This window comes from Pseudomonas sp. UBA6315 (assembly GCF_002438125.1).
Classification (GTDB): domain Bacteria; phylum Pseudomonadota; class Gammaproteobacteria; order Pseudomonadales; family Pseudomonadaceae; genus Aquipseudomonas; species Aquipseudomonas faucium.
Map to the genome: position 1 here is coordinate 1 of NZ_DJTF01000062.1, position 25,360 is coordinate 25,360.

A 25,360-nucleotide genomic window follows, 5' to 3' on the forward strand; every position below is an offset into this window, starting at 1 on the left:
CGCATCCTGTCGCGGATCATCCTGCCGCAGATGTGGCGCATCGCCCTGCCCGGCCTTGGCAACCTGTTCATGATCCTGATGAAGGACACCGCGCTGGTGTCGGTGATCGGCCTGGAAGAAATCATGCGCCACGCGCAAATCGGCGTGACCGTGACCAAGGAGCCGTTCACCTTCTACATGGTCGCCGCCTGCATCTACCTGAGCCTGACCATCATCGCCATGACCGGCATGCACTTCCTGGAAAAACGCGCCGCTCGCGGCTTTGCGAGGGCTGAACAATGAACTGGGAAGTGATCATCAAGTGGCTGCCACGCCTGGCCCAGGGCGCCACCCTGACCCTGGAGCTGGTGGCCATCGCGGTGGTTGCCGGGTTGATCCTGGCCATCCCGCTGGGCATCGCCCGCTCGTCGCGCCACTGGTACGTGCGCGCCCTGCCCTACGGCTACATCTTCTTCTTCCGCGGCACGCCGCTGCTGGTGCAGCTGTTCCTGGTCTATTACGGCCTGGCGCAGTTCGACCTGGTGCGTTCGAGCAGCCTGTGGCCTTACCTGCGCGACCCCTTCTGGTGCACCGTGGTCACCATGACCCTGCACACCGCCGCCTACATCGCCGAGATTCTGCGCGGTGCGCTGCAGGCCATCCCCAAGGGCGAAATCGAGGCGGCGCGGGCGCTGGGCATGTCGCGCGGCAAGACGCTGTTCTACATCATGCTGCCGCGCGCGGCGCGCATCGGCTTGCCGGCCTACAGCAACGAAGTGATCCTGATGCTCAAGGCCAGCGCCCTGGCCAGCACCGTGACCCTGCTGGAACTGACCGGCATGGCCCGCACCATCATTGCCCGCACCTACCTGCCGGTGGAAATCTTCTTCGCTGCCGGCGTGTTCTACCTGGTGATCTCGTTCGTGCTGGTGCAAGGCTTCAAGCTGCTCGAGCGCTGGCTGCGCGTGGACGCCTGCCAGGGCCGTTGAGCCTGGATTGAAAATGCCCGCCCCACAGCGCTGTCTGTGGGAGCGGGCTTGCCCCGCGAAGAGGCCATCAAAACCACCACCCAACTCTGTATCCCCCATGCACCCCATCCTCCACAGCCATCACCTAAGCGACCGCTTCCAGGCCCTCGACCAGTTCCTGGCCAGCCACCAACAGCTGTGGAAACCCCGCCCCTTCACCGCCCTGCGCCTCGACTGGGAAACCGCATACCCCGAGCTCGCCGCCTACCTGCGCCAATGCCCCCTGGCCGACGCCGAGGCCAACATCGACCCACAACGTCTCCCCGCCCCCTTCCCGCAGCTGGCCCAGCAAGCCCAGCAGCTAGCGGCCGTAGGCGAGCTCCCCGACATCGGCCTGCCCCCCGCCGGCCACCGCCTCGACGCCAACGTCCCTGGCCGCAAATGGCAGCAGATCGAAGCCTTCAGCCGCCGCCTGGGCTTTCACCAACAGACCCAGCACTGGCTGGACTGGTGCTCGGGCAAAGGCCACCTCGGCCGCCGCCTGCTGCAGCCCGGCCAGCAACTGACCTGCCTGGAATACGACGCTGAGCTGGTCAGCGCCGGCCAAGCCCTGAGCGATCACCATCAGCTGCCCGCCACCCACGTTCACCAGGACGTGATGGCCGCAGGCAGCGCCCGGTACCTGGGCAGCGACAAGAGCGTGGTGGCCCTGCACGCCTGCGGCGAGCTGCACGTGCACCTGCTGCGCAGCGCCAGCCAGCAAGGCTGCCGCCACCTGGCCGTGGCCCCGTGCTGCTACAACCGCGTGCCGGGCGAGCACTACCAGGCGTTATCCACAGCCGCGCAGCGCTCGCCGCTGCAGCTGTCGCTGAATGACCTTGGCCTGCCCCTGAGCGAAACCGTCACTGCCGGCGCCCGCGTGCGCCACCAGCGCGACCGTTCGATGGCCCGGCGCCTGGGCTTCGACCTGCTGCAGCGCGAGCAACGCCAGTGCGATGAATACCTGCCCACGCCATCGTTGCCAGTTGCCTGGCTGGACAAACCCTTCGCCCAGTACTGCCGCGACCTGGCCGAGCTGCGCGGGCTGGAGCTGACCCTCACTGCAGACTGGGCAGCCCTGGAAGCCGCCGGCTGGCAGCGCCTGGCCCAAGTGCGCAACCTCGAACGCCTGCGCAACCTGTTCCGCCGGCCGCTGGAACTGTGGCTGGTGCTCGATCGCGCCCTGTTCCTCGAAGAACAGGGCTACAGCGTTCGCGTTGGCACTTTCTGCGACTATCCTTTGACTCCACGCAACCTGCTGCTGCTGGCCGAACGCGACCGCTAGCCGCAGTACAACCTGTGGATAAGTCTGTGAACAAGCTTTTGATGACTGGATCAAGCCGAGCGCTATTTCAAGCCGCCCGGTTATTCCCTCGTGTGCTTCAAGCCCAGTAAAAACAGGCGTTTGCGCAAAGACCAGCGGTGGCGTGGTTCGGCATGCCTTTCGCGCAAGCAGCGCATGCCTCTTGTGCATAAGCTTTTCTTGTGCGTAGGCGCGGGGCGTTAATGCAGGCGGTTCTTGGCCATCTCGATGTCGTTCATCAAGGCCTTGGCCAAGGCGCTGAGGTAGTCGGCGGCGCCCAGCAGCTTGTGGTCATCTTCCATATCGCCTTCGCGCACCAGGTGCTTGATGTAGCCGAGCAGGATCGAGACCTGTTCGTAGGCATCGTCTACCGGGATGCCCGGCTGCACCCGCAGCAGGTCGATGGGTGGGTTGCCGACTTCCAGGAAGGTTTCAGCGCCCGCCGTGAGAAGGGTTGTGGGTTTGTCGGTCATGGCCTCACTCCCCTTCCTTTTCGGCGTTTATCCGCGCCAGTGCGTGCTCGGCGAGTACCCGCGCCGAATCGGTGGCGTGGGCGGCGTTGCCGAGGATGTTCAGGCCGGGTTCGCCGGCGTGCAGGTGGCAGTATTCGTCGAGGGTGTCGATCACGCCACACAGGAGCTCGGCGGCGTATACGAGGGCGTCGGGCGGGGTGATGTCGCTGTGGATCGAGAAGAATGGGGTGTGGAGGATTTTTTGGCGGGGTGGGTCGGGGACAATCTTATTCATGGCAGCAGCTCCGGTTGGACTGCCACAGAGACCTTTCTCACGGATCAAGGCGGCAGTCATACACGGGGTGAGAAAACCGAGGGAGCTACAAAGCTCGGCCAGACCTAAGTCTGCCCGTGTACGACTGCCATAACAGCAAGCTCAGTAACTCCTTAGCGGGTTCTCACACCCGGTCGCCAGGTATTGGCGACCGGGGAACGGTATCCCTGGGCCACTTCCCCGCCAACAGTGAAACTTCGCAAGCGTGCGTAGGATAATTCCCAAATGCTGATTTCCTGAAGCATTAGGCTCCAGGTTCAGAATTCCCTTACGGCGACAGGCCCATTCGCGGGACAAGCCCGCTCCCACAGGTCCAGCACACACCTCAAGGCTTGTGACGAACCTGTGGGAGCGGGCTTGCCCCGCGAGGAGGCCCGACCAGCCACCCAACAATCAAAAGCACTCCCCCGGCACCCCTGCCACCGGTGTATCATCCCCGCCCCAAATCAGTAAAAGCCGAGTCGCACGCTGCCCGCCAGCCTCGCGACCTTCTGGCGTCGCGCCAGAACCGACAATGGACTACCGGACTTTCGCATCGTGACCCAAGCCAAACCCCTGACCCTGCTGGCCTGCACCCTGGCCCTGGGCGCCTGCGCCACCAGCACCCCGGCGCCCCACACCAGCCACCTGGACTGGAACACCCCCGGCATGCAGCTGGGCGGCGACAACGGCCTGCCCCTGCGCGTCGAAAGCCCCTGCCGCAAGCGCGGCTGCGACAACGACAAGCTGTTCTTCAACCCCGGCAAGACCGAACCGAACGTCAACACCATCCACCGCGGCTGGTAGGAAAATTCCCCTTTCAGGCCGGTGACTTAGCTCATTTGCGCACAATCGAAAGGAAGTGGTTTACAGGCGCCAACCGATCGCTATAATGACGCCCCATTGCCGGTATAGCTCAGATGGTAGAGCAACTGACTTGTAATCAGTAGGTCCCGGGTTCGATTCCTGGTGCCGGCACCATACGCAGTATCAAAAAAGGCTCACCGAAAGGTGGGCCTTTTTTGTTTCGGGCTTTCCCATGCCGCTTAGGCAGCTTTCTGCTCCAACGCCTCCCAGCCCAGACACGCCAATGCCAACGTGCGTGGCACAGCTTCGCGACCACTGCTGTACCGACTGATGCTCCGCGCACTCACACCAAGCGCTTCGGCCGCCTGGTCGAGTGTCATCCGATGGCGCAAGCGCCAGCGAATGAAAATTCGTGTGTTCTCATCCGGTGCTGTCTGGGCCAGCGCATCCAGTAACAAGGTGTCGGCACCGATCTGAATATCCAGCTGCGGCCATTCCACCGACCAGCCGCCATCCCCCAGGATGGCGCTTTCGAACGCTTTGGTCTTGGCCAGCGGCGCTAGCCCTGGATACGCTTGCAGCGCGTCGCTCATGTCCAAGGTAAATCGCTGGCCATTGGTAAATGTCAGCTCCAGTTTGGCGCCCGGGCGGGGCTGAACAGCCCGCAGGCGAGGACGTTTCATCGATGCCATTTCATCCACTCCTTCAACAGACCTGCTCGATCATGTCGCCAATTTGGCTATACCTCAACAAAGCTTGATCTCAGTCAGCCCTGGCTGGAGTGGCAAGCGTAGGTTCAGATCACACGATCTCCTCCCGGAGGCATGCCATGGCCAAGAAGTTTCCCCACAACCCCTCCCACCCAGAGCGCATCTGCTGGGGGTGCGACTTGTATTGCCCGGCCAAAGCGCTGGCCTGTGGCAATGGCGCAGACCGGACCATGCACCCGGTCGAGTTGTTTGGGGAGGATTGGGACAGTCTGGGTGGGCATTTGCAGAAGGATGATGTGGACCAGCGGGGAAGGCGCCCAGGTGAGGGGGCGTGAGGCGGCCGGGTGTACGGCATTAGTGATGCGGGGACGTTGAGATCGAGCGCCGCGCGGGCGGCGCTCGATCTCCAACCCCCTACACAACCAAAGGCATGAACCTACAAATCAAAACGCCGTACTCACCCCAACCGACACACTCCGCGGATCCCCATAAATCGCTCCCGCATAGAACCCATACTGCGTGTAGTAATGCTTGTCGAACAGGTTATCCACATTCAGGCTAACCGCCGTATCGTCAGTCACCTGATACTTCGCCATCGCATTCCAGATCGCATACCCCGACCAGTTCACATCGGTAGCCCCCGCACTCACCCCATTCACTGGCTGCCCCGCCGGGCTTGAAATGGCGCGAATGTTGGTCTGCGCCCTCACCCCCGCCCCCACGGTCAACCGATCAAGCGCCCCAGACAGCCGATAAGTCGTCGACGCCTTGAACAGGTGCGAAGGATCGCTACGCCCGTCGCTGTCGACACGGCGGAAATGCAGGTACGTATACCCGCCATACACATTCCAGTTCGGCGTCAGGGCGCCGGCGATTTCCAGGTCGATCCCGTCAGTTTCCTGGCCGGTGCCTGCCTTGTAGGCATCACCTCCGGTGGGCGTGGTCAGGCCATCGTCGAGCACGGCCTTGTTTTCCTGCTTGGTGCGGAAATACGCCGCCGAGGCATTCAGCCGCCCCTCCAGCCACGCGCCCTTGATGCCGGTTTCGTAGCTCTGGCCACGAATCGGCTCGACCTTGGTGCCGCTCTCTGTCTCGGCCGTTTGCGGGTTGAAGATGTCGGTGTAGCTGGCATACAGCGAATAGGTGTCGTCCAGGTCGTACACCGCGCCCAGGTAAGGCGTGACGATGCCATGGTTCTGCTGGTTGCTGCGCACGCCGCCGACACTGCGGGTGGTGGCGGAGTAGTCCGTGGAGCGCAGGCCGATGATCACCGACAGTGGGTCGGTAATGCTCAGGCGGGTGGCCGCGTACATGCCCTGCAGGCGGGTGGTGGTCTTGCTGTGGCGGCCGGTGCGCGAGGCGAGCATGTCGAAGTCGCTGTCCACGCCGTTGTGCCAGTCGGTCAGCGGCAGGCCGTTGTTGGCGCGGAACTGGCAGCCAAGCGCGGGGGCGCTGACGCTGGCGTCGCTGACCATGGTGCAGCTGTACTCCGGCGACCAGGCCACGGTGCGGCTGTCGTTGTAGCCGACCATCGCCTGGTGGGTGCGGCCGAACAGCTGGAATGGCCCCGACAGGTCGACCTGCGCGGACTGCTGGGTGGTGTCGCTGGCGCTGTGCAGGCCATTGAGCACCGCGCCGCTGCCATCCTGGTCCCAGTAGCCGCCGTAGCGGCCGCGCCCGGCCGAGTTGACCTTGGCCAGGCCGCGGTGGTTGAGCACTTCGCTGGTGCTCTGGGCGGCTTTCAGGTCCAGCGACCAGTCGTTGTCGAAGCGGTGCTGCAGCGAGCCGAAGGCGGTGCGGGTGGTGTACTCGCCAAAGCTCCAGCTCGGCGCCAGGTTGGTGCTGCGCGGCAGGTCGGTGGTGCTGCCGTCGCGGTACCAGATCGGGATGTTGGCACCCCAGCCGCCGCCGACCACCTTGTTGTATTCGTACTGGTAGCCGGCGCCCAGGGTGGTGGCGTCGTCCAGGTCGAATTCGAAGTTGGCCAGGGCCGCGCGAGCGCGCTCGGACTGATTGTCGCGGAAGGAGTTGGCGTCTTGCTGGGTCATCACCAGGCGCGAACGCAGGCGGCCATCGGCCGACAGCGGCAGGTTGAGGTCGGCGCCCAGGCGGCGTTTGTCCCAGCTGCCATAGGTGGCGTAGGCGCTGCCGCCGAAAGTGGTGGTCGGGGCCTTGCGCAGCAGGTTGACGGTGGCCGAGGGGTCGCCGGTGCCGCCGAGCAGGCCGTTGGCGCCGCGCACGATGTCGATGCGTTCGTACAGGTCCATGTTCAGCGCATTGCCGCCACCGCTGAAGTCGGAGCCACCCTGGAACTGCAAGCCATCGACCTTCCAGTTGCTGATCGAGTAGCCGCGGGCACGGAAGTCGGTGCGCCCGCCTACCTCGGACTGGTTGGCGGTCACCCCCGGCGTGGTGTCCAGTGCCTGGGCGATGGTGTGGATATCGCGGTCGTCCATCTGCTGGCGGGTGATGCTGGTGACCGACTGCGGGGTCTGCCGGGGCGTCAGGGCCAGGCCTGTGGAGCTGCGGGTGCTTTCCACCGTGTAGCCGAGCTGGCCGGCAGCGTCGGCTGGCAGCAAGGCACTGTCTTGAATCTGCGTGGCTTGCAACTCCATGGGTTGGGTTTCGGCGGCCAGGGCACTGCCGCTGACGGCCAGCGCGACGACGCAGGCGAGCGGGTGAAGCTTCATGCTTTGAGGTTTCATTTGGGAAGGCTTCGTATTTGCAGATGATTTTTTGTTACGATTCTAGGGATGCGCCCACTGCGCTCCATGCTCGGCTTGTACGGGCATGTAATTGAACGTAACGAGCGCTGAAGGCCCTCCCCGAACAGGTGTTTTTCCCCGATGAGCACGACCCTACTGGTCGTCGATGATGACGACGAGATCCGCGAACTTCTCTGCGATTACCTGACCGATGCCGGCTACACGGTGGTGGCGGCGGCCGACGGTGATGGCATGCGCCAAGAGATGGCCCGGCACAAGGTCGACCTGGTGGTGCTGGACTTAATGCTGCCAGGCGAAGATGGCCTGAGCCTGTGCCGGCAGCTGCAGGCCACCCCGGGCCTGGCGGTGATCATGCTGTCGGCCAAGGGCAGCACCCTGGACCGCATCATCGGCCTGGAAGTGGGCGCTGATGACTACCTGGCCAAGCCTTTCGAGCCGCGCGAGCTGATTGCCCGCATCAAGGCCGTGCTGCGCCGCCCGCAACGCCTGGATGCGCCGAGCGAGGCGCCAGCGGCCGAGGCCCAGCACTTTGCCGGCTTCAGCCTGGAACACGTCAAGCGCCTGCTCACCCGCCCCGATGGTCAGGCGCTGACGCTGCCCCGGTCCGATTACCGGGTGCTGCGTGAACTGCTGGAGGCCAACAACCGCGTGGTATCGCGCGATCAGCTCACGCGCAGCGCGTTCGGCCGCGAGCACCTGCCCGACGACCGTTCGGTGGACATGTGCATCAGCCGCCTGCGCCAGCAACTGCGCCGGGCGCCTGCCAACGCGGCGCAGATCCTCACCATCCGCAACGAAGGCTACCTGCTGAGCATCCACCGCGCCGAGGCCGGCTGAGCATGCGCTGGCTGCGGCGCCTGTGGCCGCGCACGCTGTTCGGCCAGTTGTTGCTGATCATGGTCAGCGGCACGCTGGTGATCCAGCTGATGTCGAGCAGCATCTGGTTCGATGTGCGCTTTGCCCAGGTGCTCGAAGCCCCTGTGCGCCTGATGGCCGCCCGCAGCGCGCCGCTGATTGCCCAGGCCGATTGCCAGGCCGCCGGCGTGCAGGTGCCCAGGCACTACCATGTGCGCTGCGCCGACCACCCGCCGGGGCCCGAAGACAACCAGCGCCGCGGCCATCGGCGCATCGCGCAATTACTGCAGCAGTCGCTCAGCTACGAATTGGGGCATGCGCAGGCGGTGCGGCTGCTCAAGGCCCACCTCACCGACGAGCAGGGCCAGCCGATCGTCTGGCACAGCCTGTTCGGCTTGCGCACGGCCCAGGCGCACCTGCAGTTCGCCGTGCCGCTGGCCGACGGCCACTGGCTGCTGGTCGATGGCCAGGAGTTGCAGGACTGGAGTGGCGAGTCGGCCTGGTTGCTGATCAGCGATTACCTGCTGCGGGTGTATGCCGTGCGCATGCTCGCCGTGCTGCTGGTGTGCCTGGTGGCGGTGCGCCTGTGCCTGCGCCCGCTGCAGCGCCTGGCCGACGCCGCCCGTGGCCTGGGCAGCAACCTGGCGCAGGCGCCACTGGCGCTGGACGGCCCGCAGGAGGTACGCCAGGCGGCCCAGGCCTTCAACGCCATGCAGCAGCGCCTGATCAGCATGGTCAACGACAAGGCGTACTTCCTCGCCGCCGTCTCCCACGACCTGCGCACGCCGCTGACCCGCATGCGCCTGCGCCTGGAGCGCCTGGCCGACGACGAACACCGCGAGCGCTTGCGCCAGAACATCACGCAGATGGACGGCATGATCGGCCAGGTGCTGGATTATGTGCGTGCAGGCGAGCAGCAGAACCTGCAGCAAGTGGACCTCGACCGGCTGGTGTCGCGGCAGTGCGCCGACCTGGCCACTGGCGAGGAAGCACTGCCCGTGCAGGGCAAGGCCGGCAGCGTGCGAGTGGATGCGCTGCTGATGCAGCGCTGCCTGCAGAACCTGCTGGTCAATGCCTTGCGTTATGCCAGGGAGGTGTCGGTCACGCTGGAACGCAGCGCCACGGGGGTGCTCATCCACGTCGATGATCGTGGCCCGGGGATTGCGCCGGGGTTGCTGGCCACCATCACCGACCCGTTCGTGCGTGGCGAGGGCTCGCGCAACCAGGGCTCTGGTGGCTATGGGCTGGGGCTGAGCATCGCCCAGCGCATCGCGGCCAGCCATGGCGGTGAATTGCTGTTGGCCAACCGCGACGGGGGTGGCTTGCGGGCCAGCGTTCGGCTGCCTGGCTAAGGGGGCTTTGCGGGCCTCATCGCCGGCAAGCCGGCTCCCACAAGGCCCAGTGCGGTCTACCTCTGTGGGAGCCGGCTTGCCGGCGATGAGGCCCGCAGCCACAAAGCAACCCACTATCAGGTAACAGTGTTTTACCGTTTCGCCTGGTTTTCCAAACGCCCAGTTTGCCTATGCTTGGCCCGGTCATCCTGCCTGCGATGGACCCATGAAACACTCCCTACCCAGCCGCTACGCCTGCCTGGCCCTGTGCCTGCTGTTCACCTTCGCCAGCCTCCCCCTGCTCGCCGAACACGCCTGGCTGTGGCCGCTGACGGTGGTCACCGCCCTGCTCAGCCTGGTCGGCCTCAACGACCTGCGCCAGAGCCACCACGCCGTGCGCCGCAACTATCCGATCCTGGGCAACATCCGTTACCTGATCGAAACCATTCGCCCGGAAATCCGCCAGTACCTGATCGAAGGCGACGACGACAAGCTGCCGTTCTCGCGCTCGCAGCGCTCGCTGGTCTACGCCCGAGCCAAGAACGAAAGCGCCGAGAAGGCGTTCGGCACGCTCAACGATGCCTACAAGCCGGGCTTCGAATTCATCAGCCATTCGATGCTGCCGGTGGCAACGCCGGACCCGGCCTCGTTTCGCATTTCCATCGGCGGGCCGCAGTGCCGCCGGCCTTACTCGGCGTCGATCTTCAACATCTCGGCGATGAGTTTCGGCGCCCTCAGCGCCAACGCCATCGCCGCGCTCAACCAGGGCGCGCGCCTGGGCCGCTTTGCCCATGACACCGGCGAAGGCAGCATCAGCCCCTACCACCGCGAGCACGGCGGCGACCTGATCTGGGAAATCGGCAGCGGCTACTTCGGCTGCCGCACGGAAGATGGGCAGTTCGACCCGCAACGCTTCGCCGCCCAGGCCAGCGACCCGCAGGTGAAGATGATCGAAATCAAGCTCAGCCAGGGCGCCAAGCCGGGCCATGGCGGCATCCTGCCAGGCCACAAGGTGAGTGCGGAAATCGCCGCCACCCGCGGCGTGCGCGAAGGCCAGGACTGCATCTCGCCCGCTGCGCACAGCGCCTTCCACACCCCCATGGAGCTGCTGCACTTCGTCGCCAGCCTGCGCGAGCTGTCTGGGGGCAAGCCGGTGGGCTTCAAGTTCTGCCTGGGCCACCCGTGGGAGTTCATGGGCATCGCCAAAGCCATGCTGGTGACCGGCATCACCCCCGACTTCATCGTCGTCGATGGCAAGGAAGGCGGCACGGGCGCGGCGCCACGCGAGTTCAGCGACAACATGGGCGTGCCCATGCGCGAAGGGTTGATGTTCGTGCACAACACCCTGGTGGGCCTGAACCTGCGCTCGAGCATCCGCCTCGGCGCGGCGGGCAAGATCGTCAGCGCCTTCGATATCGCCAGCGTGCTGGCGATCGGCGCCGACTGGGTCAACTCGGCGCGCGGCTTCATGTTCGCCATCGGCTGCATCCAGTCGCAGAGCTGCCACACCAACAAGTGCCCGACCGGCGTTGCCACCCAGGACCCACTGCGCCAGCGCGCGCTGGTGGTGCCGGACAAGGCCCAGCGGGTGGCCAGTTTCCACCGCAATACCTTGCACGCCTTGGCCGAAATGCTCGCGGCGGCGGGCCTTGAGCACCCGTCGGAGCTCAAGCCCAAGCACCTGGCGCGGCGCATCAGCACCAGCGAAATCAGCCTGTTTTCCGACCTGCACCAATTCCTCAAGCCGGGCGAACTGCTCAGCGGCTCGATCGAAAGCGAGTTCTATGCGCGGATGTGGCGGATGGCCCGCAGCGACAGCTTTGCGCCAGAGACCGGGGAGGCGGCAGCGGCGCCCGCGGCACCGGTGCGCAGAAAAGAAACAGCCCCGGCATAAGCCAGGGCTGTTGGGTACGCCTGATCAGTATCAGAAGATGCTGATCGGGTACTCGACGAATACGCGGACTTCGTTGCCGTCGTCGTTGTAGCCGTTCTGCTGTACAGCGTTGTTGGTGCGCAGGAACGAGCTGCGCAGCTTGATCGACAGGTCCTTGGCCGGGCCGTCCTGTACCACGTAGCGGATCTGGTTGAAGATCTCGCGCTCTTTACCTTCGCCGAAGCCTTCCGGATTCTTGACGTTGCGGGTGTTGATGTTGTCACCCACCACGTAGGCCAGCTTGTAGGTCAGGCCCGGGATGCCGTAGGCGCCGAAGTCCAGGCCGTAGCCCAGCTGCCAGGAGCGCTCGTCTTCGGCGTTGAAGTCGGACCAGTAGGAGTTGGCCAGGTAGATGGTCGAACCACCGTCACCCACGCCGCCTTCGTTCTGGTACCAGCCGTAGTTGTAGCCGGTGCTGCCGGTGCTGCGCTGGTGCGCGATGGTGAACGAGTGCGCGCCGTAGGCGTAGGTCGCGGCCAGGCTCCAGATGGTGTTGGAGTCGCCGTTGAGCTCGGCAGACTGGACGAACTTCTTGTCGATGTCCGACTTGTAGCCGTTGAAGTCCAGGGTCAGCGACTGGTCATTGGCGATCGGGAAGACGTAGTTCAGGCCCAGGTAGTGCTTCTTCATCACGTCTTCGTTGTCTGCGGTGTACAGCGAAGCGGTGAAGTTGTCGGTGAACTTGTAGCTGCCGCCGAGCACGTTGATCGACTTAAGGCCGCCACCGTCACGACGCTCGGCGCTCTTGCGCGCTTCCTGGGTGAAGCGACCGGCGTTCAGCTCCAGGCCCTGGATTTCCTTGGAGGTGATCAGAGTGCCAGTGAAGCTTTCTGGCAGCAGGCGCGCGTCGTCGTACTGCAGCACGGGCAGGGTCGGCATCTGGTCACCGTACTTGAGCACGGTGTTGGAGATGCGGAACTTCACCGCTGCACCGGCGCGGGCCAGGTCATGCGGGCCGCTGGCGTTGTCGTCGGCGTTGGTGGTGTTGTGCGGCTTGAAGAAGTCGACACCGGCGCCACCGTTGTGGCCCTTGCCGCCATCCAGGCGCACGGCGTACAGGCCGAATGCGTCGACGCCGACACCGACGGTGCCCTGGGTGAAGCCGGAGGAGAAGTTGGCGATGGCCGCCTGGCCCCATTCGATCTGGTCATCAGTGCCGTGCTTCTTGTCACGGTTGATGTAGGCGTTACGCAGGAGAACGTTTGCGTGGCTGTCCTCGATGAAGCCCTTGCTGTCGGCCTGCTCGTTGGCCTGGGCCTGGGTCGCGGCGATCATCGCCAGGGCGACCAGGCTGATCCTGGTTTTCAACATGTTGTTTTCCTTATTCCTAATCAAAAACGCTCTGCAATATGACGCCAGGAACCAACGCCCCTTCGTAGGTTCGACGCTATGCGGATCCAAACTGAAAAGCCCGCCGAAGCTTATGTGGCGGGCCTTGAACAGCAGCATGGCCAGGTCATGGCCAGCAGGCGTTGGCGGAATCCTAGCCGTGTGCGATTACAAATGTCAAAAAGTCGTGAAATGTAGGTCGTTATAACCAAAATCACCCAGAGGAACGCTGCATTTGCGCGCACGTTCGCGCCATCAGCAGGCAATTTATCTTTTGTCAGAAATCTCATTTTGATCTCAATCACGATTTACCTGATGGCACCCTGCCAATTGACTAGTAACAAAGTGATACAAACGTAAAGACAAGCCTTTACGAATTCCCGAGCAGTAGCAAATAGCAAGCATTACCATTCGCATCCCTTTTCACCTGCCCCAGGTCTGGATGCCTCCATGCTTGCCCCTTGCCGCCTTTCACCCCTGACACTCGGCCTCTCGCTGCTGTTCAGCGCCAGCCTGGCCAGCGCCGCCACCACCACCCTGCCGGAACTGTCGGTAACCGCCGACAGCGAGCGCGAAGAAGACAACCCGCGGGTCAAGGAAGTGAGCACTGCCACTCGCACTTCCACGCCGGTGCGCTACGTGCCGCAGGCCATCGACACGGTAAAAGCCGCCAACGTGCTGGATTACGGCAGCAACACCCTGGGCAAGGCGCTCGAAGGCATCCCCAACGTCAGCAGCGGCGCCGACACGCGCTTCGACAGCGTGCGCATTCGCGGCTTCGAGGCCAGCAACGACTTCTACCTGGACGGCATTCGCGACGACAGCCAGTACATCCGCGACCTGCACAACATCGAGCGGGTCGAAGTGCTCAAGGGCCCGGCAGCCGTGCTGTATGGCCGTGGCAGCCAGGGCGGCATCGTCAACCGGGTGAGCAAGGCCCCAGAGCAAGGCCGGCGCTCGTCCATCGAAGCCCAGGGCGGCAGCGAAGACCTGCGCAGCCTGTACGCCGACCTCAGCGCCGACCCCAGCGACACCGTGAGCCTGCGCCTGAACCTGGGCAACCAGGACAACAACAGCTTCCGCGATGGCATCGATGGCAGCCGCCAGCTGTTCGCCCCGTCGATGAGCTGGCAGATCTCCCAGGACCTGAACTGGCTGGTGCAGTACGAATACAGCCGCTACAACCGCACCCCCGATCGCGGCATCCCCGGGGTCAACGGCCGCCCTGCCGACGTCAGCCGCAGCACCACCTACGGCGACACCCAGCGCGACTACATCGACGACCGCGCGCAGTCGTTGCGCTCGCGCCTGAACTACCAGCTCAACGACACCTGGCAACTGCGCCATACCCTGGGCCTGTTCCAGCTCGACAGCGATTTCGACAACACCTACGCAACCGCCTACAACGCCAGCAACAACACCGTCACTCGCCAGCGCTGGCAGCAGGACCTGACCACCCGCAACCTGTTCAACAACCTCGAGGCCGAAGGCGATTTCGCCACCTGGGGCGTGGAGCACAAGCTGCTCGTGGGCCTGGAGCTGGGCCATCAGCGCCGCGACCCGACGCTGTACAACGCCGCGGCAGTTTCGGCCGGTGGCACGCCGGTGCCGCCGCTGGACCTGAACAACCCCAACCGTGACCTGCAGCACAACGGCAAGATGGTGGTGTCGAGCGACAACCACACGGTGGTCGACAGCCGTGGCCTGTACCTGCAAGACCAGATCCGCCTGAACGATCAATGGCAGATCCTCGCCGGGGTGCGTTTCGACCAGTTCGAAGTGGAAACCACCAACAAGGTGCGCGACCTTTCCGAAAAACAGGACAGCACCACCACCAGCCCCCGCCTGGGCGTGGTCTATACGCCGTGGCGCGACCATTCGTTCTATGCCTCGTGGAGCAAGACCTTCTCGCCGGTCGGCGGCGGCCTGATCGGCATCACCCCAGGCGCCCCGGGCAACACCAACGACACCAGCCCCGAGCTGACCCGGCAGAAGGAAATCGGGGTCAAGAGCGACTGGCTGGACGAGCGCCTGACCACCACGCTGGCGATCTACGAGCTGGAGCTCTACAACCGCCGCACGCGTGACCCGATCAACCCGGAAATCACCGTGATGAGCGGCCTGCAGCGCTCGCGCGGCATCGAGCTGACCGCCACCGGCAACGTCGTTGGCAACTGGTACGTGCGCGGCGGTATCGGCTTGCAGGACGCCACCATCGTCAAGGACAACAACGGCCTGGAAGGCAACCGCATCAACGATGTGGCCAAGCGCAACGCCAGCCTGTTCGTGACCTGGAAGCCCGAGCTTGGCTGGTACGCGGAAACCGGCCTGACCCTGGTGGGCGAGCGTTATGCCGACAACCAGAACACCACGGTGCTGCCGGGCTACGGGCGCTGGGATGCGCTGGCGGGCTTCCGGACCCGGGAGTGGGATGTGCGGGCGGCGCTGAGCAACATTGCCGACAAGACCTACTACAGCTCGGCGACCAGTGCCGCGCAGATTCAGCCAGGAGACCCGCGTAGCCTGGTGGTGACCGGTACCTACAGCTTCTGATGGTTGCCTGCACCGGCCCTATCGCCGGCAAGCCGGCTCCTACACGGGCAGTCCACACCCTGCGCTGCCCCTTGTGGGAGCCGGCTTGCCGGCGATGAGGCCGCCACTGACACCCCACAAACGAAAACGCCACCGCATTCACGGTGGCGTTTTTCATGGGGTCGGGCTCCTGCCCTGTTTCAGTGCCACACACCCAGCAGTGCTTCAAGCTCCGCATCGCTGATCAGCCCTTGCGGATAGCGGCCGTCAAGCAGACGTCGTGGGTCGGTCGTCCTGACCCGATTGCTTCCATGGTGTTTCAACCACTGCGCCAGCATTCTGAGCGATTGGCGATTCACTGACGATGGGCGCAAAGCCGTCTCACTTGCTGCATTCATGTCTACACGTACTCCCTTGGCCCGTGAGCGGCTAATTTACGTAGTGATTGTTACAAGACGGCGATCCGACGTGCTTCAGTAACTCCCTGAAATCAATACAAAACATATGCCATTCACAGTGCCACATATCGCCCGCGCAAAAAAAAGGCCCGTCATCCGACGGGCCTTTTCTGCATCGCAGCCTCAGCGCTTGAACGGCGCCGGTTGCTGCTGGGTCAGGCAGTGGATGTTGCCGCCACCGAGCAGCAGCTCGCGGCCAGGGATCATCACCACTTCGTGGTCGGGGAAGATCTTCGCCAGGATCGCTCTGGCCTGGGCATCTGCCGGGTCGTTGAAGCTTGGCGCGATGATGCCGCCGTTGACGATCAGGAAGTTCACGTAGGAACCGGCCAGGCGCACCGACGGGTCGCGCTCCTGGCTGCCGACCACGTGGTCGACACCGGCGCACTCTTCTTCGGTGGCGAACAGCGGGCCGGGAATGGGCATCTTGTGCACCACGAACTCGCGGCCTTTGGCATCACGGCTGTTTTTCAGCACCTCGAACGCGGCGTGGCAGCGGGCGTAGTTGGGGTCGTTGGAATCATCGGTCCAGGCCAGTAACACTTCGCCTGGGCTGACGTAACAGCAGAAGTTGTCGACGTGGCCATCGGTTTCGTCGTTGTACAGGCCATCCGGCAGCCAGACGATGGTTTCCACCGCCAGGTGCTCGCGCAGGATCTCTTCGATCTGCTCACGGTTCAGGTGCGGGTTGCGGTTGCGGTTGAGCAGGCACTCTTCGGTGGTGATCAGGGTGCCTTCGCCGTCGACGTGGATCGAGCCACCTTCGAGCACGAAACCTTCGGTGTGGTAGCGCTGGCAGCGCTCCATTTCCAGTACCTTGGCCGCCAGCTCTTCGTCGCGGTTCCACGGCGCGTACAGGCCGCCGTCGAAGCCGCCCCAGGCGTTGAAGCCCCAGTCCACGCCGCGCACTTCGCCGGCGTCGTTGATCACGAAGGTCGGGCCGGTGTCGCGCACCCAGGCGTCATCGTTGCTGATTTCCACCACGCGGATGTTCGGCAGGTCGAGCTGGCGGCGGGCGTTTTCGTACTGGCCGGCAGACACGGCAACGGTGACCGGCTCGAAGCGGGCAATGGCCTTGGCCAGGGTCACGTGGGCGGCCTGGGCAGGCTTGCCGCCCAGGCGCCAGTTGTCCGAACGCTCGGGCCAGACCATCCAGACCTGGCTTTGCGGCGCCCATTCGGCGGGCATGTGGAAGCCATCGGCGCGCGGCGTGGAGTTGAGGGTCTTCATCGGTAACCTCTGGGGAATAGGGGAAGGCATGGCGGTTTTATACCCGATATATATCGACAATAAAAGCCAGCCTACCAACCGTTAAGGAATAAAAAAACCGCGTATGTCGATAACAATCGACATACGCGGTTTCACTGTGATTACAGGCCTTCCGACAGGATGCGATCGATGCTGTCGACAAAGTAGTCCACGCTGGCCCGCGTGGTACACATCGGCGGCTTGATCTTGAGGATGTTCAGGTAATCCCCGGTCGGCTGCATGAAGATGCCCAGGTCACGCAGGCGGTTGCACAGCTGGGTGGTTTCCTCGGTGGCCGGCTCCAGGGTCTGGCGGTCGCGCACCAGCTCCAGGCCCAGGTAGAAGCCCGAGCCATGTGCCGCACCGGCAAGCGGATGTTTATCGACCAAGGCCTGCAAGCGCGCCTTGAAATAGCGCCCGGTGTCGCGGGTGTTCTGCCACAGCCCCTCCTCGTCCATCACCTCCAGCACCGCCATGCCGATGCGGCAGCTCACCGGGCTGCCGCCCGCCGAGGAGAAGAAGTAGCCCTCGGCCTCCAGCGCCTCGGCGATTTCGCGGCGGGTGATCACCGCGCCCAGGGGCTGGCCGTTGCCCATGCCTTTGGCCATGGTGATGATGTCGGGCACCACGCCCTGCTCCTCGAAGCCCCAGAAGTACTCGCCGAGCCGGCCGTAACCCACCTGCACCTCGTCGGCGATGCACACGCCGCCGCGCTCGCGCACCTTGGCATAGGCCTGTTGCAGGTAGCCCGCCGGCAGCGAGATGCCCCCGGCGTTGCCATACACCGGCTCGCAGATCATGCCGGCCAGCTGGCGGCCACGGGTGTCGAGGTCGGCAAGCTTGGCATCGACATCGCGCAGGTAGTCGGCCGCGCTGTCGGCGCCCCGGTAACGGCCACGGAAGGTGTTCGGCGCCTCGACCGGGTGCACCCAGTCCGGGCGGGTTTCCAGGGCCTGGGGGTTGTCGGCGATGGAGGTGGAGATGGCGTCGGTCGCCACCGACCAGCCATGGTAGGCCTCCAGCACGCTGAGCAGGTCGCGCCCACCGCTGTAGGCCCAGGCCAGGCGAATCGCCAGGTCGTTGGCTTCGGTGCCGCTGTTGACCAGAAACACCCGGTCGAAGCCTTCGGGCGCCAGCGCCAGCAGGCGCTCGGAAAACTCGGCGATGGCGGCGTAATGGAAGCGCGAGTTGGTGTTGAGCAGCGACCATTGCCGCGCCGATTCGGCCGCCATGCGCGGGTGGCCGTGGCCGAGTACCGCGACGTTGTTGAGCATGTCGAGGTAGGAGCGGCCCTGCAGGTCGATCAGGTAGTTGCGCCAGCCGCGCTCGATCTGTGGCGGCTGGGCGTAGTAGTGCTTCTGCGAGCGGGCGAAGCTGGCGTCGCGGCGGGCCAGCAGGGCCTGTGCATCGGGCAGCGGCTCGGCGTCGCAATCGAAGCCCAGCAGCGCGGCCGGTGACGGGCACAGCGCCAGCCAGGCAGCGGCACGCGAAGGCGTGGCGAAGAACGGCGGCTGCAGGGCGGCGTCCAGGCACAGTTGCACGCTGAGAAAACCACAGCTGCTGCCCAGCGCCTGCCCCTTGGCCACGGCCTGGCCATCGGCCGGGGTGCCTTCCAGGCCGCTCAGCCACAAGGCCCAGTGCGCGGTACGCAGGCAGCCACGGCCGTCGCCAAGGCGCTGCCAGGTGCCTGCCTGCGGCGCCTGCACTGCAGCGCCATCGGGCACATGCAACTCGACGCCCAGGGCGCAGGTGGCCGGCTCGTCGGCGCGGTCGATGTGAGTTTGCGACAGGCGATACTGCCCATGCAGGCTGCAGGCCGGGGCGGGTTGCGCCGTCAGCAGGTGCTGGTCGAAACCGGGCTGCTCCCAGTTGCCGGCCTGGCAATGGGGGCTGAGCACACCCAGGTCCAGGCGCTTGACCGCCTGCCCGGCCAGCGCCGGCAGCAAGGGGGCGCAATCGGCCAGGTCGGGTCGGCCGGGCTCGACGCCGGCGGCCTGCAGGATGGCGGCCTGCATCAAGGCGAAGGGCACGGCGGTGGCGGTGTCGAAGATCTCCCACTCGTGGGCGATATTGTCGCGGGTGTACTGGTTGCCCGGGTCCACGGCCAGTTGCTGCTCGCTGCTCAGCACCAGCACCGCGGCGCGGTTCAGCACCAGCGGCCACAGGGCGCGCAGCTCGGCCTCGCTCAGCGGGTTGATGGCCTGGTAGGCACGCACCGCTGGCAGGATGCGCAGCGGGTCGCCTTCGGCGTGGTGCAGCAATGCCGCGCAGGTCACCGACAGGTCGGCGATGCGCCAGGTGCGCAGCAGGTCGCCGAAGTCGATGACGCCCTGCAGTTGCCACTGGCGTTCGCCATCGCGGGCCCATACGGCATTGTCGTCGGTGATGTCCAGGTGCACCGCCTGGCTTGGCAGTTGCTCCACCAGCGGCGCCAGTTGCGCGCTGGCCTGGGAGGTGGCCTGCTCGATGCGCGCACGCTGGGCCGGGTCTTGCAGCACCGGCAGCAGGTGCTCGATCAGCGCCTGGGCGTGCTGCGGGTCCCATTGCAGGGTCCGCGCCAGGCCCGGGTGGTCGAAGCCGGCCAGGGCCTTGTCGACCCGGGCGCACAGCGCGCCCAGCTCGGCGATCAGGCGCGCCGGCATGTGCTTGAGTCGAGTCAGCGGCTGCCCTTCGATATAATCGAGCACGCGTGCCCGCAGCGGTTGCCCGTCGATGTCCAGCGCCAGCAAGGCCTGCCCGTCACGCGCCGGGCGCACGCCCGGCACCGGCACGCCCTGCTCGCGCAGGTAGGCCAATGCCGCATGCTGCGCCTCCAGCTCCACCTGGGCATAGCTGCCATGGCAGACCTTGAGCACGTAGCGCCCCTGGCCCGTGTCCAGCCGGAAGTTCAGGTCCTGCTGGCTGCCCAGTGCACACAGGCTGCCGGCAAGGTCGTAATGCGCCTGCAGCAAGGCATGGGCCTGGGCTTCGCTGAGCGATGGGCTGGGCAGGCTGGAACGCTGGATCAGGGTGCTGAGGGGCATGGAAGATGAAACCTCTTTTACTTTTCGCTTATCTCGCCACTGCCAAGGCCGATAAACAAGTGGCAAAGATGAAATGATGATCATGCGTCAACGCTCGGATCCTTCTGCCATCTAGGCTGCAACAGGCCAGGGGCGGCAAAACTGCTGATGACCGGTACGGTCTAACTCTGAACTTACTGGTCGACCAATCGCCATGAACATAATCGCCACCGCAATACCCGATGTACTGATCATCGAACCGAAGGTCTTCGGCGACAGCCGAGGGTTTTTCCTCGAAAGCTTCAACGCCCGCGATTTTGCCGAGGCGACGGGGATCCAGGCGCAGTTCGTCCAGGACAACCATTCCCGCTCCCAGCGCGGTGTGCTGCGCGGCCTGCACTATCAGATCGACAACCCCCAGGGGAAACTGGTGCGGGTCACCCAGGGCGCCGTGCTCGACGTGGCCGTGGACATCCGCCGCAGCTCGCCGACCTTCGGCCGCTGGGTCGCCACCCGCCTGAATGCCGACGACCACCGCCAGTTCTGGATCCCGCCAGGGTTCGCCCATGGCTTCCTGGTGCTGAGCGAGTCGGCCGACTTCCTGTACAAGACCACCGACTACTACAACCCATCTGCCGAGCGCAGCATCCGCTGGGATGACCCGGACCTGGCCATCGACTGGGGCCTGCAGGCACCGCCCCTGCTGTCGGCCAAGGACCAGGCCGGCGCCTGGTTGGCCAACGCGGACCTGTTCCCATGAAAATTCTCATCTGTGGCCACAACGGCCAGCTTGCCCAAGCGCTCGGCACCCAGCTGGCCGGCCTTGGCGAGCTTCACCTGCTGGGCCGCGAGCAGCTGAACCTGGCCCGCCCCGAGGCCTTGCGCGAACCGCTGCGCCGGCTGGCCCCCGACCTGATCGTCAACGCCGCGGCCTACACCGCCGTGGACCAGGCCGAAAGCGACGCGGATGCCGCCTATGCGATCAACGCCGACGCCCCGCGGGTACTGGCCGAAGAAGCACTGCGCCTGGGCGCGCCGCTGATCCACTACTCCACCGACTACGTGTTCGACGGCTGCAAGGCCCTGCCTTACAACGAAGCCGACAAGCCCAACCCGCTGAGCGTCTATGGCCGCAGCAAGCTGGCCGGCGAGCAGGCCATCGCCGCGGTGGATGGCGAGCACCTGATCCTGCGCACCAGCTGGGTGTATTCGCTGCACGGGCGCAACTTCCTGCTGACCATGCAACGCCTGCTGCAGGAAAAACCGCAGCTGCGGGTAGTCGCTGACCAGGTTGGCGCCCCCACCTGGGCCACGACCATCGCCACCAGCACCCGCGCCCTGATCGAGCGCTGGCAGGCCGGCCAGGCTGGCGCCTGGGGTACCTACCACCTGACCGCCCAGGGCGAAACCTCCTGGTTCGGCTTTGCCCAGGCCATCGCCGAACAGCTCCAGGCGCGCGGCCTGCCCTGCGCCGAGCTGTTGCCGATCCCCTCCAGCGACTACCCCACCCCCGCCCGCCGCCCGCTCAATTCGCGCCTGGACTGCAGCCGCCTGGCCCATGAATGGGACATCCACCTGCCGCACTGGCAGCAGGCGCTGATCGACTGCCTCAAGTAGCGCATAATTGCGCCAGACTCTTCTGGCGCATTTACGCAATGATTGCAAAACCGACGCCCCCCCGACGCCCCCGCTGGCGCAGCCTGGCCCTGCTGGCGCTGTGCCTGGCGCCGCTGCTGTGGCCGCTGCACCACCTTGCCGAACGCTACTACCAGGACGAACTGGCCTCGCAGAACCGCCAGACCCTCGACCTGTACGTGGCCAACCTGCTCGGCACCCTGCACCGTTACGAAACCCTGCCGCAGATCCTCGGCGAACTGCCGGCGCTGCGCACGGTGCTGGCCGACCCGTTCAAGCTCGAAGCGGTCACCAACGCCAACCGCCTGCTCAAGGACATCGTCCAGCAGACCGGCGCCGAGGTGATGTACCTGATGGACGTCAGCGGCAACACCCTGGCCGCCTCCAACTGGGACAAGCGCGACAGCTTCGTGGGCCGCAACTTCTCCTTCCGCCCCTATTTCATCGAAGCCATGGACGGGCACCTGGGGCGCTTCTTCGGCCAGGGCACCACCTCGGCCAAGCGCGGCTACTTCTTCGCCGCCGCCGTGCACGACCGCGAGCGCATCGTCGGCGTGCTGGTGGTCAAGGTCGACCTCGACCACACCGAAACCCTGTGGGGCCGCACCCCCGAGCAGTTGCTGCTGACCGACCACAATGGCGTGGTCATCCTCACCTCGCGGCCCGACTGGCGCTTCCGTGCCACCCGCGCGCTGACCGAGGCCGAGCGCCAGGCGATCATCGCCATCCAGCCCTACCCGACCCAGGCGCCGCAGCCCTTGGTGCTGAACCCGGACGCCTGGCTCACGCAAAGCCGTGACATCAAGGAAACCGGCTGGCAAGTGAGCCTGCTGGCGCCCCGCGCCTTGGTCGACCGCTCGGTGCAGACGGTGATGGCCATTGGCGGTGGTGCGCTGCTGGTGCTGATGCTGCTGGCCGGCCTGGTGATGCAGCGGCGGCGCCACTACATCGACCGCATCGACTTCGAGGCCCGGGGCCGGCAGGAGCTGGAAAACCGCGTGGTGCAGCGCACCGCCGACCTCGAAGGCCTCAACACCCGGCTGAAAAATGCCGTGCTCGAGCGCGAAAACGCCCAGCAGGAGCTGGTGCGGGCCCAGGACGAACTGGTGCAGGCCGGCAAGCTGTCGGTGCTCGGCACCATGTCGGCGAGCATCAGCCACGAGCTCAACCAGCCGCTGGCGGCCATCCGCAGCTACGCGGAAAACGCCGAGATTCTCCTCGACCACCAGCGCACCGAGGATGCCCGCGGCAACCTCAAGCTGATCGGCGAGCTGACCGGGCGCATGGCCTCGATCATCGCCCACTTGCGCGCCTTCGCCCGCCGCGACCGCCACGCCCCGGAAAGCGTGGCCCTGCAGCCGGCGCTGGACGATGCCCTGGCCTTGCTGGCCAAGCGCCGCCGGGCCATGGCCGTGGAGCTGGTGCGCGACCTGCCGGACGCTACCTTGTGGGTCCAGGCCGGCGAAACACGCCTGCGCCAGGTGCTCGGCAACCTGCTCGCCAACGCCCTCGACGCCTTGACCGAAAAGGCCAACCCACGGCGCCTGTGGCTCAGTGCCGAAACCCGCGATGGCTACGTCTACCTGTACATCCGCGACAACGGCCCGGGCTTCAGCCGCCAGGCCCTGGAGCATGCCAAGGAGCCGTTCTTCACCACCAAGACCCGCACCCAGGGCCTGGGCCTGGGCCTGGCCATCTGTGAAAGCCTGATGCGTGCCCTGGGCGGTGAACTGCTGCTGGCCAACCACCCGGAAGGTGGCGCGCTGCTGACCCTGCAACTGCGCACGGCCGCGCCCGGCGCCAACCTGCAACCCTCGGAGGACCCCTCGGCATGACGACCGAGACACAGATCGACAACCAGGCCCAGGTGCTGCTGGTGGACGACGACCCGCACCTGCGCCAGGCCCTGAGCCAGACCCTCGACCTGGCCGGGCTCAAGGTGGTCGCCCTGGCCGATGCGCAGGGCCTGCCCGAGCGCCTGGAGCCGGACTGGCCTGGCGTGGTGGTCAGCGATATCCGCATGCCGGGCATCGATGGCCTGCAGTTGCTGGAACAGCTGCATGGCCGCGACAGCGAATTGCCGGTGCTGCTGATCACCGGCCACGGCGATGTGCCGCTGGCGGTGCAGGCGATGCGCGCCGGGGCCTATGATTTTTTGGAAAAACCCTTCGCCAGCGATGCCCTGCTCGACAGCGTGCGCCGCGCCCTGGCCCTGCGCCGCCTGGTGCTGGACAACCGCAGCCTGCGCCTGGCCCTGAGCGACCGCCAGCAGCTGGCCACGCGCCTGGTCGGCCATTCGCCGTCCATGCTGCGCCTGCGCGAGCAGATCGGCGCCCTGGCCGGCACCCGCGCCGACGTGCTGATTCTCGGTGAAACCGGTGCTGGCAAGGAGGTGGTGGCGCGCGCCCTGCACGACCTGTCCAGCCGTCGCGATGGGCCATTCGTGGCCATCAACGCCGGGGCACTGGCCGAGTCGGTGGTGGAAAGCGAGCTGTTCGGCCACGAGCCGGGGGCCTTCACCGGCGCGCAGAAGCGCCGCATCGGCAAGTTCGAATTCGCCAACGGCGGCACGCTGTTCCTCGACGAAATCGAGAGCATGAGCCTGGACGTGCAGGTGAAGCTGCTGCGCCTGTTGCAGGAACGGGTGGTCGAGCGCCTGGGCGGCAACCAGCTGATCCCGCTGGATATCCGCATCATTGCCGCCACCAAGGAAGACCTGCGCCAGTCCGCCGACCAGGGGCGTTTTCGCGCCGACCTGTATTACCGCCTGAACGTGGCGCCGCTGCGCATCCCGCCGCTGCGCGAGCGCGGGGACGACATCCTGGTGCTGTTCCATCATTTCGCCGACGCGGCCAGCCAGCGCCACGGCTTGCCGCCGCACAGCCTGCAACCGGCGCAACGCGCCATGCTGCTGCGCCATGGCTGGCCGGGCAACGTGCGCGAACTGCAAAACGCCGCCGAGCGTTTCGCCCTGGGCCTGGAGCTGGCCCTGGACGGCCAGGTGGCCGCTGCAGCGCCGGCGGCGGCGCCGATCCTGCTGGGCAACTTGAGTGAGCAGGTGGAGCGTTTCGAGCGCTCGCTGATTGCCGCCGAACTGGCCCAGCCCCACAGCTCCATGCGCAGCCTTGCCGAGGCCCTCGGCATCCCGCGCAAGACCCTGCACGACAAGCTGCGCAAACACGGCCTGCACTTCGAAGGTGGCAGCAGCGGGCCAGACGATCACGAGGAAAACCGCCCATGAGTTCCGATAGCCAGTACCTGCAGCACGTGCTGCACGGCGACATCCCGCTGACCCGTGAAATGGGCCTGGAGGTGCTCGACTGGCAAGCCCAGACCCTGCGCCTGCAGCTGCCGCTGGCCGCCAACGTCAACCACAAGAGCACCATGTTCGGCGGCAGCCTGTACTGCGCCGCAGTGCTGGTGGGCTGGGGCTGGCTGCACCTGCGCCTGCGCGAGCTGGGCATCGATGATGGGCACATCGTCATCCAGGAGGGGCAGATCAGTTATCCGCTGCCGGTGACGGGCGCGGCGGTGGCGCGCTGTGCGGCGCCGGATGAAAAGACCTGGGAACGCTTCGTGACGATGTACCAGCGCCGAGGGCGTGCGCGGCTGACGCTGGAAACCACGGTGAGCAACCTTGGCAGCGACGAGCCTGCGGTGAGGTTCAGCGGGCAGTACGTATTGCACCGCTAATTTGCTGATTTCACCGGCCTCATCGCCGGCAAGCCGGCTCCCACAGG

At 65.5% G+C, this 25,360-nt stretch carries 22 protein-coding genes and 1 tRNA gene; 15 read left to right on the top strand and 8 right to left on the bottom strand.

Annotation, left to right across the window (positions count from 1 at the left end; genetic code table 11):
- From B3E94_RS07610 to B3E94_RS07620, 3 genes are all read left to right on the top strand, one after another.
- The coding region (locus tag B3E94_RS07610; protein WP_286912953.1) for an ABC transporter permease subunit at positions 1-282 on the top strand (282 nt) is incomplete at its 5' end.
- Positions 279-968 carry an ABC transporter permease gene (locus B3E94_RS07615; protein ID WP_236193405.1) on the top strand — a complete coding sequence of 230 codons (690 nt, stop codon included), beginning with the start codon at positions 279-281 and terminating at the stop codon, positions 966-968. The genes B3E94_RS07610 and B3E94_RS07615, both read left to right, overlap by 4 nt.
- Before the next feature lie 97 nt (positions 969-1,065).
- Positions 1,066-2,271, top strand: coding sequence for a methyltransferase (locus tag B3E94_RS07620; RefSeq protein ID WP_286912955.1), 1,206 nt, complete (start codon positions 1,066-1,068; stop codon positions 2,269-2,271).
- 218 nt (positions 2,272-2,489) lie between these two features.
- Here B3E94_RS07620 and B3E94_RS07625 read toward each other — a convergent pair whose 3' ends face one another.
- Positions 2,490-2,762 (bottom strand): DUF3077 domain-containing protein, encoded by a 273-nt coding sequence (locus B3E94_RS07625; RefSeq protein WP_176517775.1) that lies wholly within the window; start codon positions 2,760-2,762, stop codon positions 2,490-2,492.
- A 4-nt stretch (positions 2,763-2,766) separates the two neighbouring features.
- Positions 2,767-3,036 (bottom strand): hypothetical protein, encoded by a 270-nt coding sequence (locus tag B3E94_RS07630; protein ID WP_176517776.1) that lies wholly within the window; start codon positions 3,034-3,036, stop codon positions 2,767-2,769.
- 576 nt (positions 3,037-3,612) lie between these two features.
- On the opposite strand from B3E94_RS07630, the gene B3E94_RS07635 reads away from it, so the two are divergent.
- On the top strand, positions 3,613-3,861 hold the full coding sequence (locus B3E94_RS07635) for a hypothetical protein (RefSeq protein WP_286912956.1): 249 nt from the start codon (positions 3,613-3,615) through the stop codon (positions 3,859-3,861).
- Between the two features lie 98 nt (positions 3,862-3,959).
- Positions 3,960-4,035: transfer RNA gene (locus B3E94_RS07640), tRNA-Thr, on the top strand.
- 65 nt (positions 4,036-4,100) lie between these two features.
- Here the strand turns inward: B3E94_RS07640 and B3E94_RS07645 are convergent.
- Positions 4,101-4,553: a DUF2442 domain-containing protein gene (locus B3E94_RS07645; RefSeq protein ID WP_286912957.1), complete on the bottom strand. Its 453-nt coding sequence runs from the start codon at positions 4,551-4,553 to the stop codon at positions 4,101-4,103.
- Positions 4,554-4,690: 137 nt separating this feature from the next.
- On the opposite strand from B3E94_RS07645, the gene B3E94_RS07650 reads away from it, so the two are divergent.
- Entirely contained in the window at positions 4,691-4,906 is a 216-nt protein-coding gene (locus B3E94_RS07650) for a DUF3079 domain-containing protein (protein ID WP_176517779.1), read from the top strand.
- 108 nt (positions 4,907-5,014) lie between these two features.
- Here B3E94_RS07650 and B3E94_RS07655 read toward each other — a convergent pair whose 3' ends face one another.
- On the bottom strand, positions 5,015-7,261 hold the full coding sequence (locus B3E94_RS07655; protein ID WP_286912958.1) for a TonB-dependent siderophore receptor: 2,247 nt from the start codon (positions 7,259-7,261) through the stop codon (positions 5,015-5,017).
- Between the two features lie 156 nt (positions 7,262-7,417).
- Between B3E94_RS07655 and B3E94_RS07660 the strand changes: the two genes are divergently transcribed.
- The 3 genes from B3E94_RS07660 (at position 7,418) to B3E94_RS07670 (ending at position 11,377) form a co-directional block, all read left to right on the top strand.
- A complete protein-coding gene (locus B3E94_RS07660) occupies positions 7,418-8,134 on the top strand; it encodes a response regulator (protein WP_286912959.1) in 717 nt (238 codons plus the stop codon).
- A gap of 2 nt (positions 8,135-8,136) precedes the next feature.
- Positions 8,137-9,504 (top strand): ATP-binding protein, encoded by a 1,368-nt coding sequence (locus B3E94_RS07665; RefSeq protein WP_286912961.1) that lies wholly within the window; start codon positions 8,137-8,139, stop codon positions 9,502-9,504.
- A 205-nt stretch (positions 9,505-9,709) separates the two neighbouring features.
- On the top strand, positions 9,710-11,377 hold the full coding sequence (locus tag B3E94_RS07670) for an FMN-binding glutamate synthase family protein (RefSeq protein ID WP_176511085.1): 1,668 nt from the start codon (positions 9,710-9,712) through the stop codon (positions 11,375-11,377).
- Positions 11,378-11,407: 30 nt separating this feature from the next.
- On the opposite strand, the gene B3E94_RS07675 is transcribed toward B3E94_RS07670, so the two are convergent.
- Entirely contained in the window at positions 11,408-12,727 is a 1,320-nt protein-coding gene (locus B3E94_RS07675) for an OprD family porin (RefSeq protein WP_236238166.1), read from the bottom strand.
- A gap of 468 nt (positions 12,728-13,195) precedes the next feature.
- On the opposite strand from B3E94_RS07675, the gene B3E94_RS07680 reads away from it, so the two are divergent.
- Complete coding sequence (locus B3E94_RS07680; protein WP_286912962.1) at positions 13,196-15,298, top strand: TonB-dependent receptor; 2,103 nt, start codon at positions 13,196-13,198, stop codon at positions 15,296-15,298.
- Between the two features lie 179 nt (positions 15,299-15,477).
- Here the strand turns inward: B3E94_RS07680 and B3E94_RS07685 are convergent, their stop codons facing one another.
- The 3 genes from B3E94_RS07685 to B3E94_RS07695 form a co-directional block, all read right to left on the bottom strand.
- Positions 15,478-15,675, bottom strand: a complete 198-nt coding sequence (locus B3E94_RS07685; RefSeq protein WP_236193409.1) for a hypothetical protein — start codon at positions 15,673-15,675, stop codon at positions 15,478-15,480.
- A gap of 183 nt (positions 15,676-15,858) precedes the next feature.
- On the bottom strand, positions 15,859-16,965 hold the full coding sequence (gene aguA / locus B3E94_RS07690) for an agmatine deiminase (protein WP_236238168.1): 1,107 nt from the start codon (positions 16,963-16,965) through the stop codon (positions 15,859-15,861).
- A 140-nt stretch (positions 16,966-17,105) separates the two neighbouring features.
- On the bottom strand, positions 17,106-20,006 hold the full coding sequence (locus B3E94_RS07695) for an aminotransferase (protein ID WP_286912963.1): 2,901 nt from the start codon (positions 20,004-20,006) through the stop codon (positions 17,106-17,108).
- Between the two features lie 193 nt (positions 20,007-20,199).
- Between B3E94_RS07695 and rfbC the strand changes: the two genes are divergently transcribed.
- From rfbC to B3E94_RS07720, 5 genes are read left to right on the top strand one after another with little or no spacing between them, the layout of a single operon-like run.
- On the top strand, positions 20,200-20,745 hold the full coding sequence (gene rfbC / locus B3E94_RS07700; RefSeq protein WP_176511950.1) for a dTDP-4-dehydrorhamnose 3,5-epimerase: 546 nt from the start codon (positions 20,200-20,202) through the stop codon (positions 20,743-20,745).
- The gene (gene rfbD / locus B3E94_RS07705; protein ID WP_286912965.1) at positions 20,742-21,602 is read left to right on the top strand and encodes a dTDP-4-dehydrorhamnose reductase; all 861 of its coding nucleotides are present in this window, start codon (positions 20,742-20,744) and stop codon (positions 21,600-21,602) included. Before rfbC ends, rfbD begins: the two co-directional genes overlap by 4 nt.
- Positions 21,603-21,640: 38 nt before the next feature.
- Positions 21,641-23,455 carry a sensor histidine kinase gene (locus B3E94_RS07710; RefSeq protein ID WP_176511952.1) on the top strand — a complete coding sequence of 605 codons (1,815 nt, stop codon included), beginning with the start codon at positions 21,641-21,643 and terminating at the stop codon, positions 23,453-23,455.
- A complete protein-coding gene (locus B3E94_RS07715) occupies positions 23,452-24,861 on the top strand; it encodes a sigma-54-dependent transcriptional regulator (RefSeq protein ID WP_286912966.1) in 1,410 nt (469 codons plus the stop codon). The genes B3E94_RS07710 and B3E94_RS07715 overlap by 4 nt, the downstream gene beginning before the upstream one ends.
- Positions 24,858-25,313 (top strand): YiiD C-terminal domain-containing protein, encoded by a 456-nt coding sequence (locus tag B3E94_RS07720; RefSeq protein WP_176511954.1) that lies wholly within the window; start codon positions 24,858-24,860, stop codon positions 25,311-25,313. Before B3E94_RS07715 ends, B3E94_RS07720 begins: the two co-directional genes overlap by 4 nt.
- The last annotated feature ends 47 nt before the right edge of the window (positions 25,314-25,360 follow it).

Bases quoted from the DNA above. Each gene is read 5' to 3' on its own strand.
- B3E94_RS07630 (WP_176517776.1), bottom strand. From the start codon at position 3,036: ATGAATAAGATTGTCCCCGACCCACCCCGCCAAAAAATCCTCCACACC.
- B3E94_RS07625 (WP_176517775.1), bottom strand. From the start codon at position 2,762: ATGACCGACAAACCCACAACCCTTCTCACGGCGGGCGCTGAAACCTTC.
- B3E94_RS07665 (WP_286912961.1), top strand. From the start codon at position 8,137: ATGCGCTGGCTGCGGCGCCTGTGGCCGCGCACGCTGTTCGGCCAGTTG.
- B3E94_RS07680 (WP_286912962.1), top strand. From the start codon at position 13,196: ATGCTTGCCCCTTGCCGCCTTTCACCCCTGACACTCGGCCTCTCGCTG.
- aguA (WP_236238168.1), bottom strand. From the start codon at position 16,965: ATGAAGACCCTCAACTCCACGCCGCGCGCCGATGGCTTCCACATGCCC.
- B3E94_RS07650 (WP_176517779.1), top strand. From the start codon at position 4,691: ATGGCCAAGAAGTTTCCCCACAACCCCTCCCACCCAGAGCGCATCTGC.
- B3E94_RS07615 (WP_236193405.1), top strand. From the start codon at position 279: ATGAACTGGGAAGTGATCATCAAGTGGCTGCCACGCCTGGCCCAGGGC.
- B3E94_RS07715 (WP_286912966.1), top strand. From the start codon at position 23,452: ATGACGACCGAGACACAGATCGACAACCAGGCCCAGGTGCTGCTGGTG.
- B3E94_RS07670 (WP_176511085.1), top strand. From the start codon at position 9,710: ATGAAACACTCCCTACCCAGCCGCTACGCCTGCCTGGCCCTGTGCCTG.
- B3E94_RS07620 (WP_286912955.1), top strand. From the start codon at position 1,066: ATGCACCCCATCCTCCACAGCCATCACCTAAGCGACCGCTTCCAGGCC.
- B3E94_RS07720 (WP_176511954.1), top strand. From the start codon at position 24,858: ATGAGTTCCGATAGCCAGTACCTGCAGCACGTGCTGCACGGCGACATC.
- B3E94_RS07675 (WP_236238166.1), bottom strand. From the start codon at position 12,727: ATGTTGAAAACCAGGATCAGCCTGGTCGCCCTGGCGATGATCGCCGCG.
- B3E94_RS07660 (WP_286912959.1), top strand. From the start codon at position 7,418: ATGAGCACGACCCTACTGGTCGTCGATGATGACGACGAGATCCGCGAA.
- B3E94_RS07685 (WP_236193409.1), bottom strand. From the start codon at position 15,675: ATGAATGCAGCAAGTGAGACGGCTTTGCGCCCATCGTCAGTGAATCGC.
- B3E94_RS07695 (WP_286912963.1), bottom strand. From the start codon at position 20,006: ATGCCCCTCAGCACCCTGATCCAGCGTTCCAGCCTGCCCAGCCCATCG.
- B3E94_RS07655 (WP_286912958.1), bottom strand. From the start codon at position 7,261: ATGAAGCTTCACCCGCTCGCCTGCGTCGTCGCGCTGGCCGTCAGCGGC.
- B3E94_RS07645 (WP_286912957.1), bottom strand. From the start codon at position 4,553: ATGGCATCGATGAAACGTCCTCGCCTGCGGGCTGTTCAGCCCCGCCCG.
- B3E94_RS07710 (WP_176511952.1), top strand. From the start codon at position 21,641: ATGATTGCAAAACCGACGCCCCCCCGACGCCCCCGCTGGCGCAGCCTG.
- rfbD (WP_286912965.1), top strand. From the start codon at position 20,742: ATGAAAATTCTCATCTGTGGCCACAACGGCCAGCTTGCCCAAGCGCTC.
- rfbC (WP_176511950.1), top strand. From the start codon at position 20,200: ATGAACATAATCGCCACCGCAATACCCGATGTACTGATCATCGAACCG.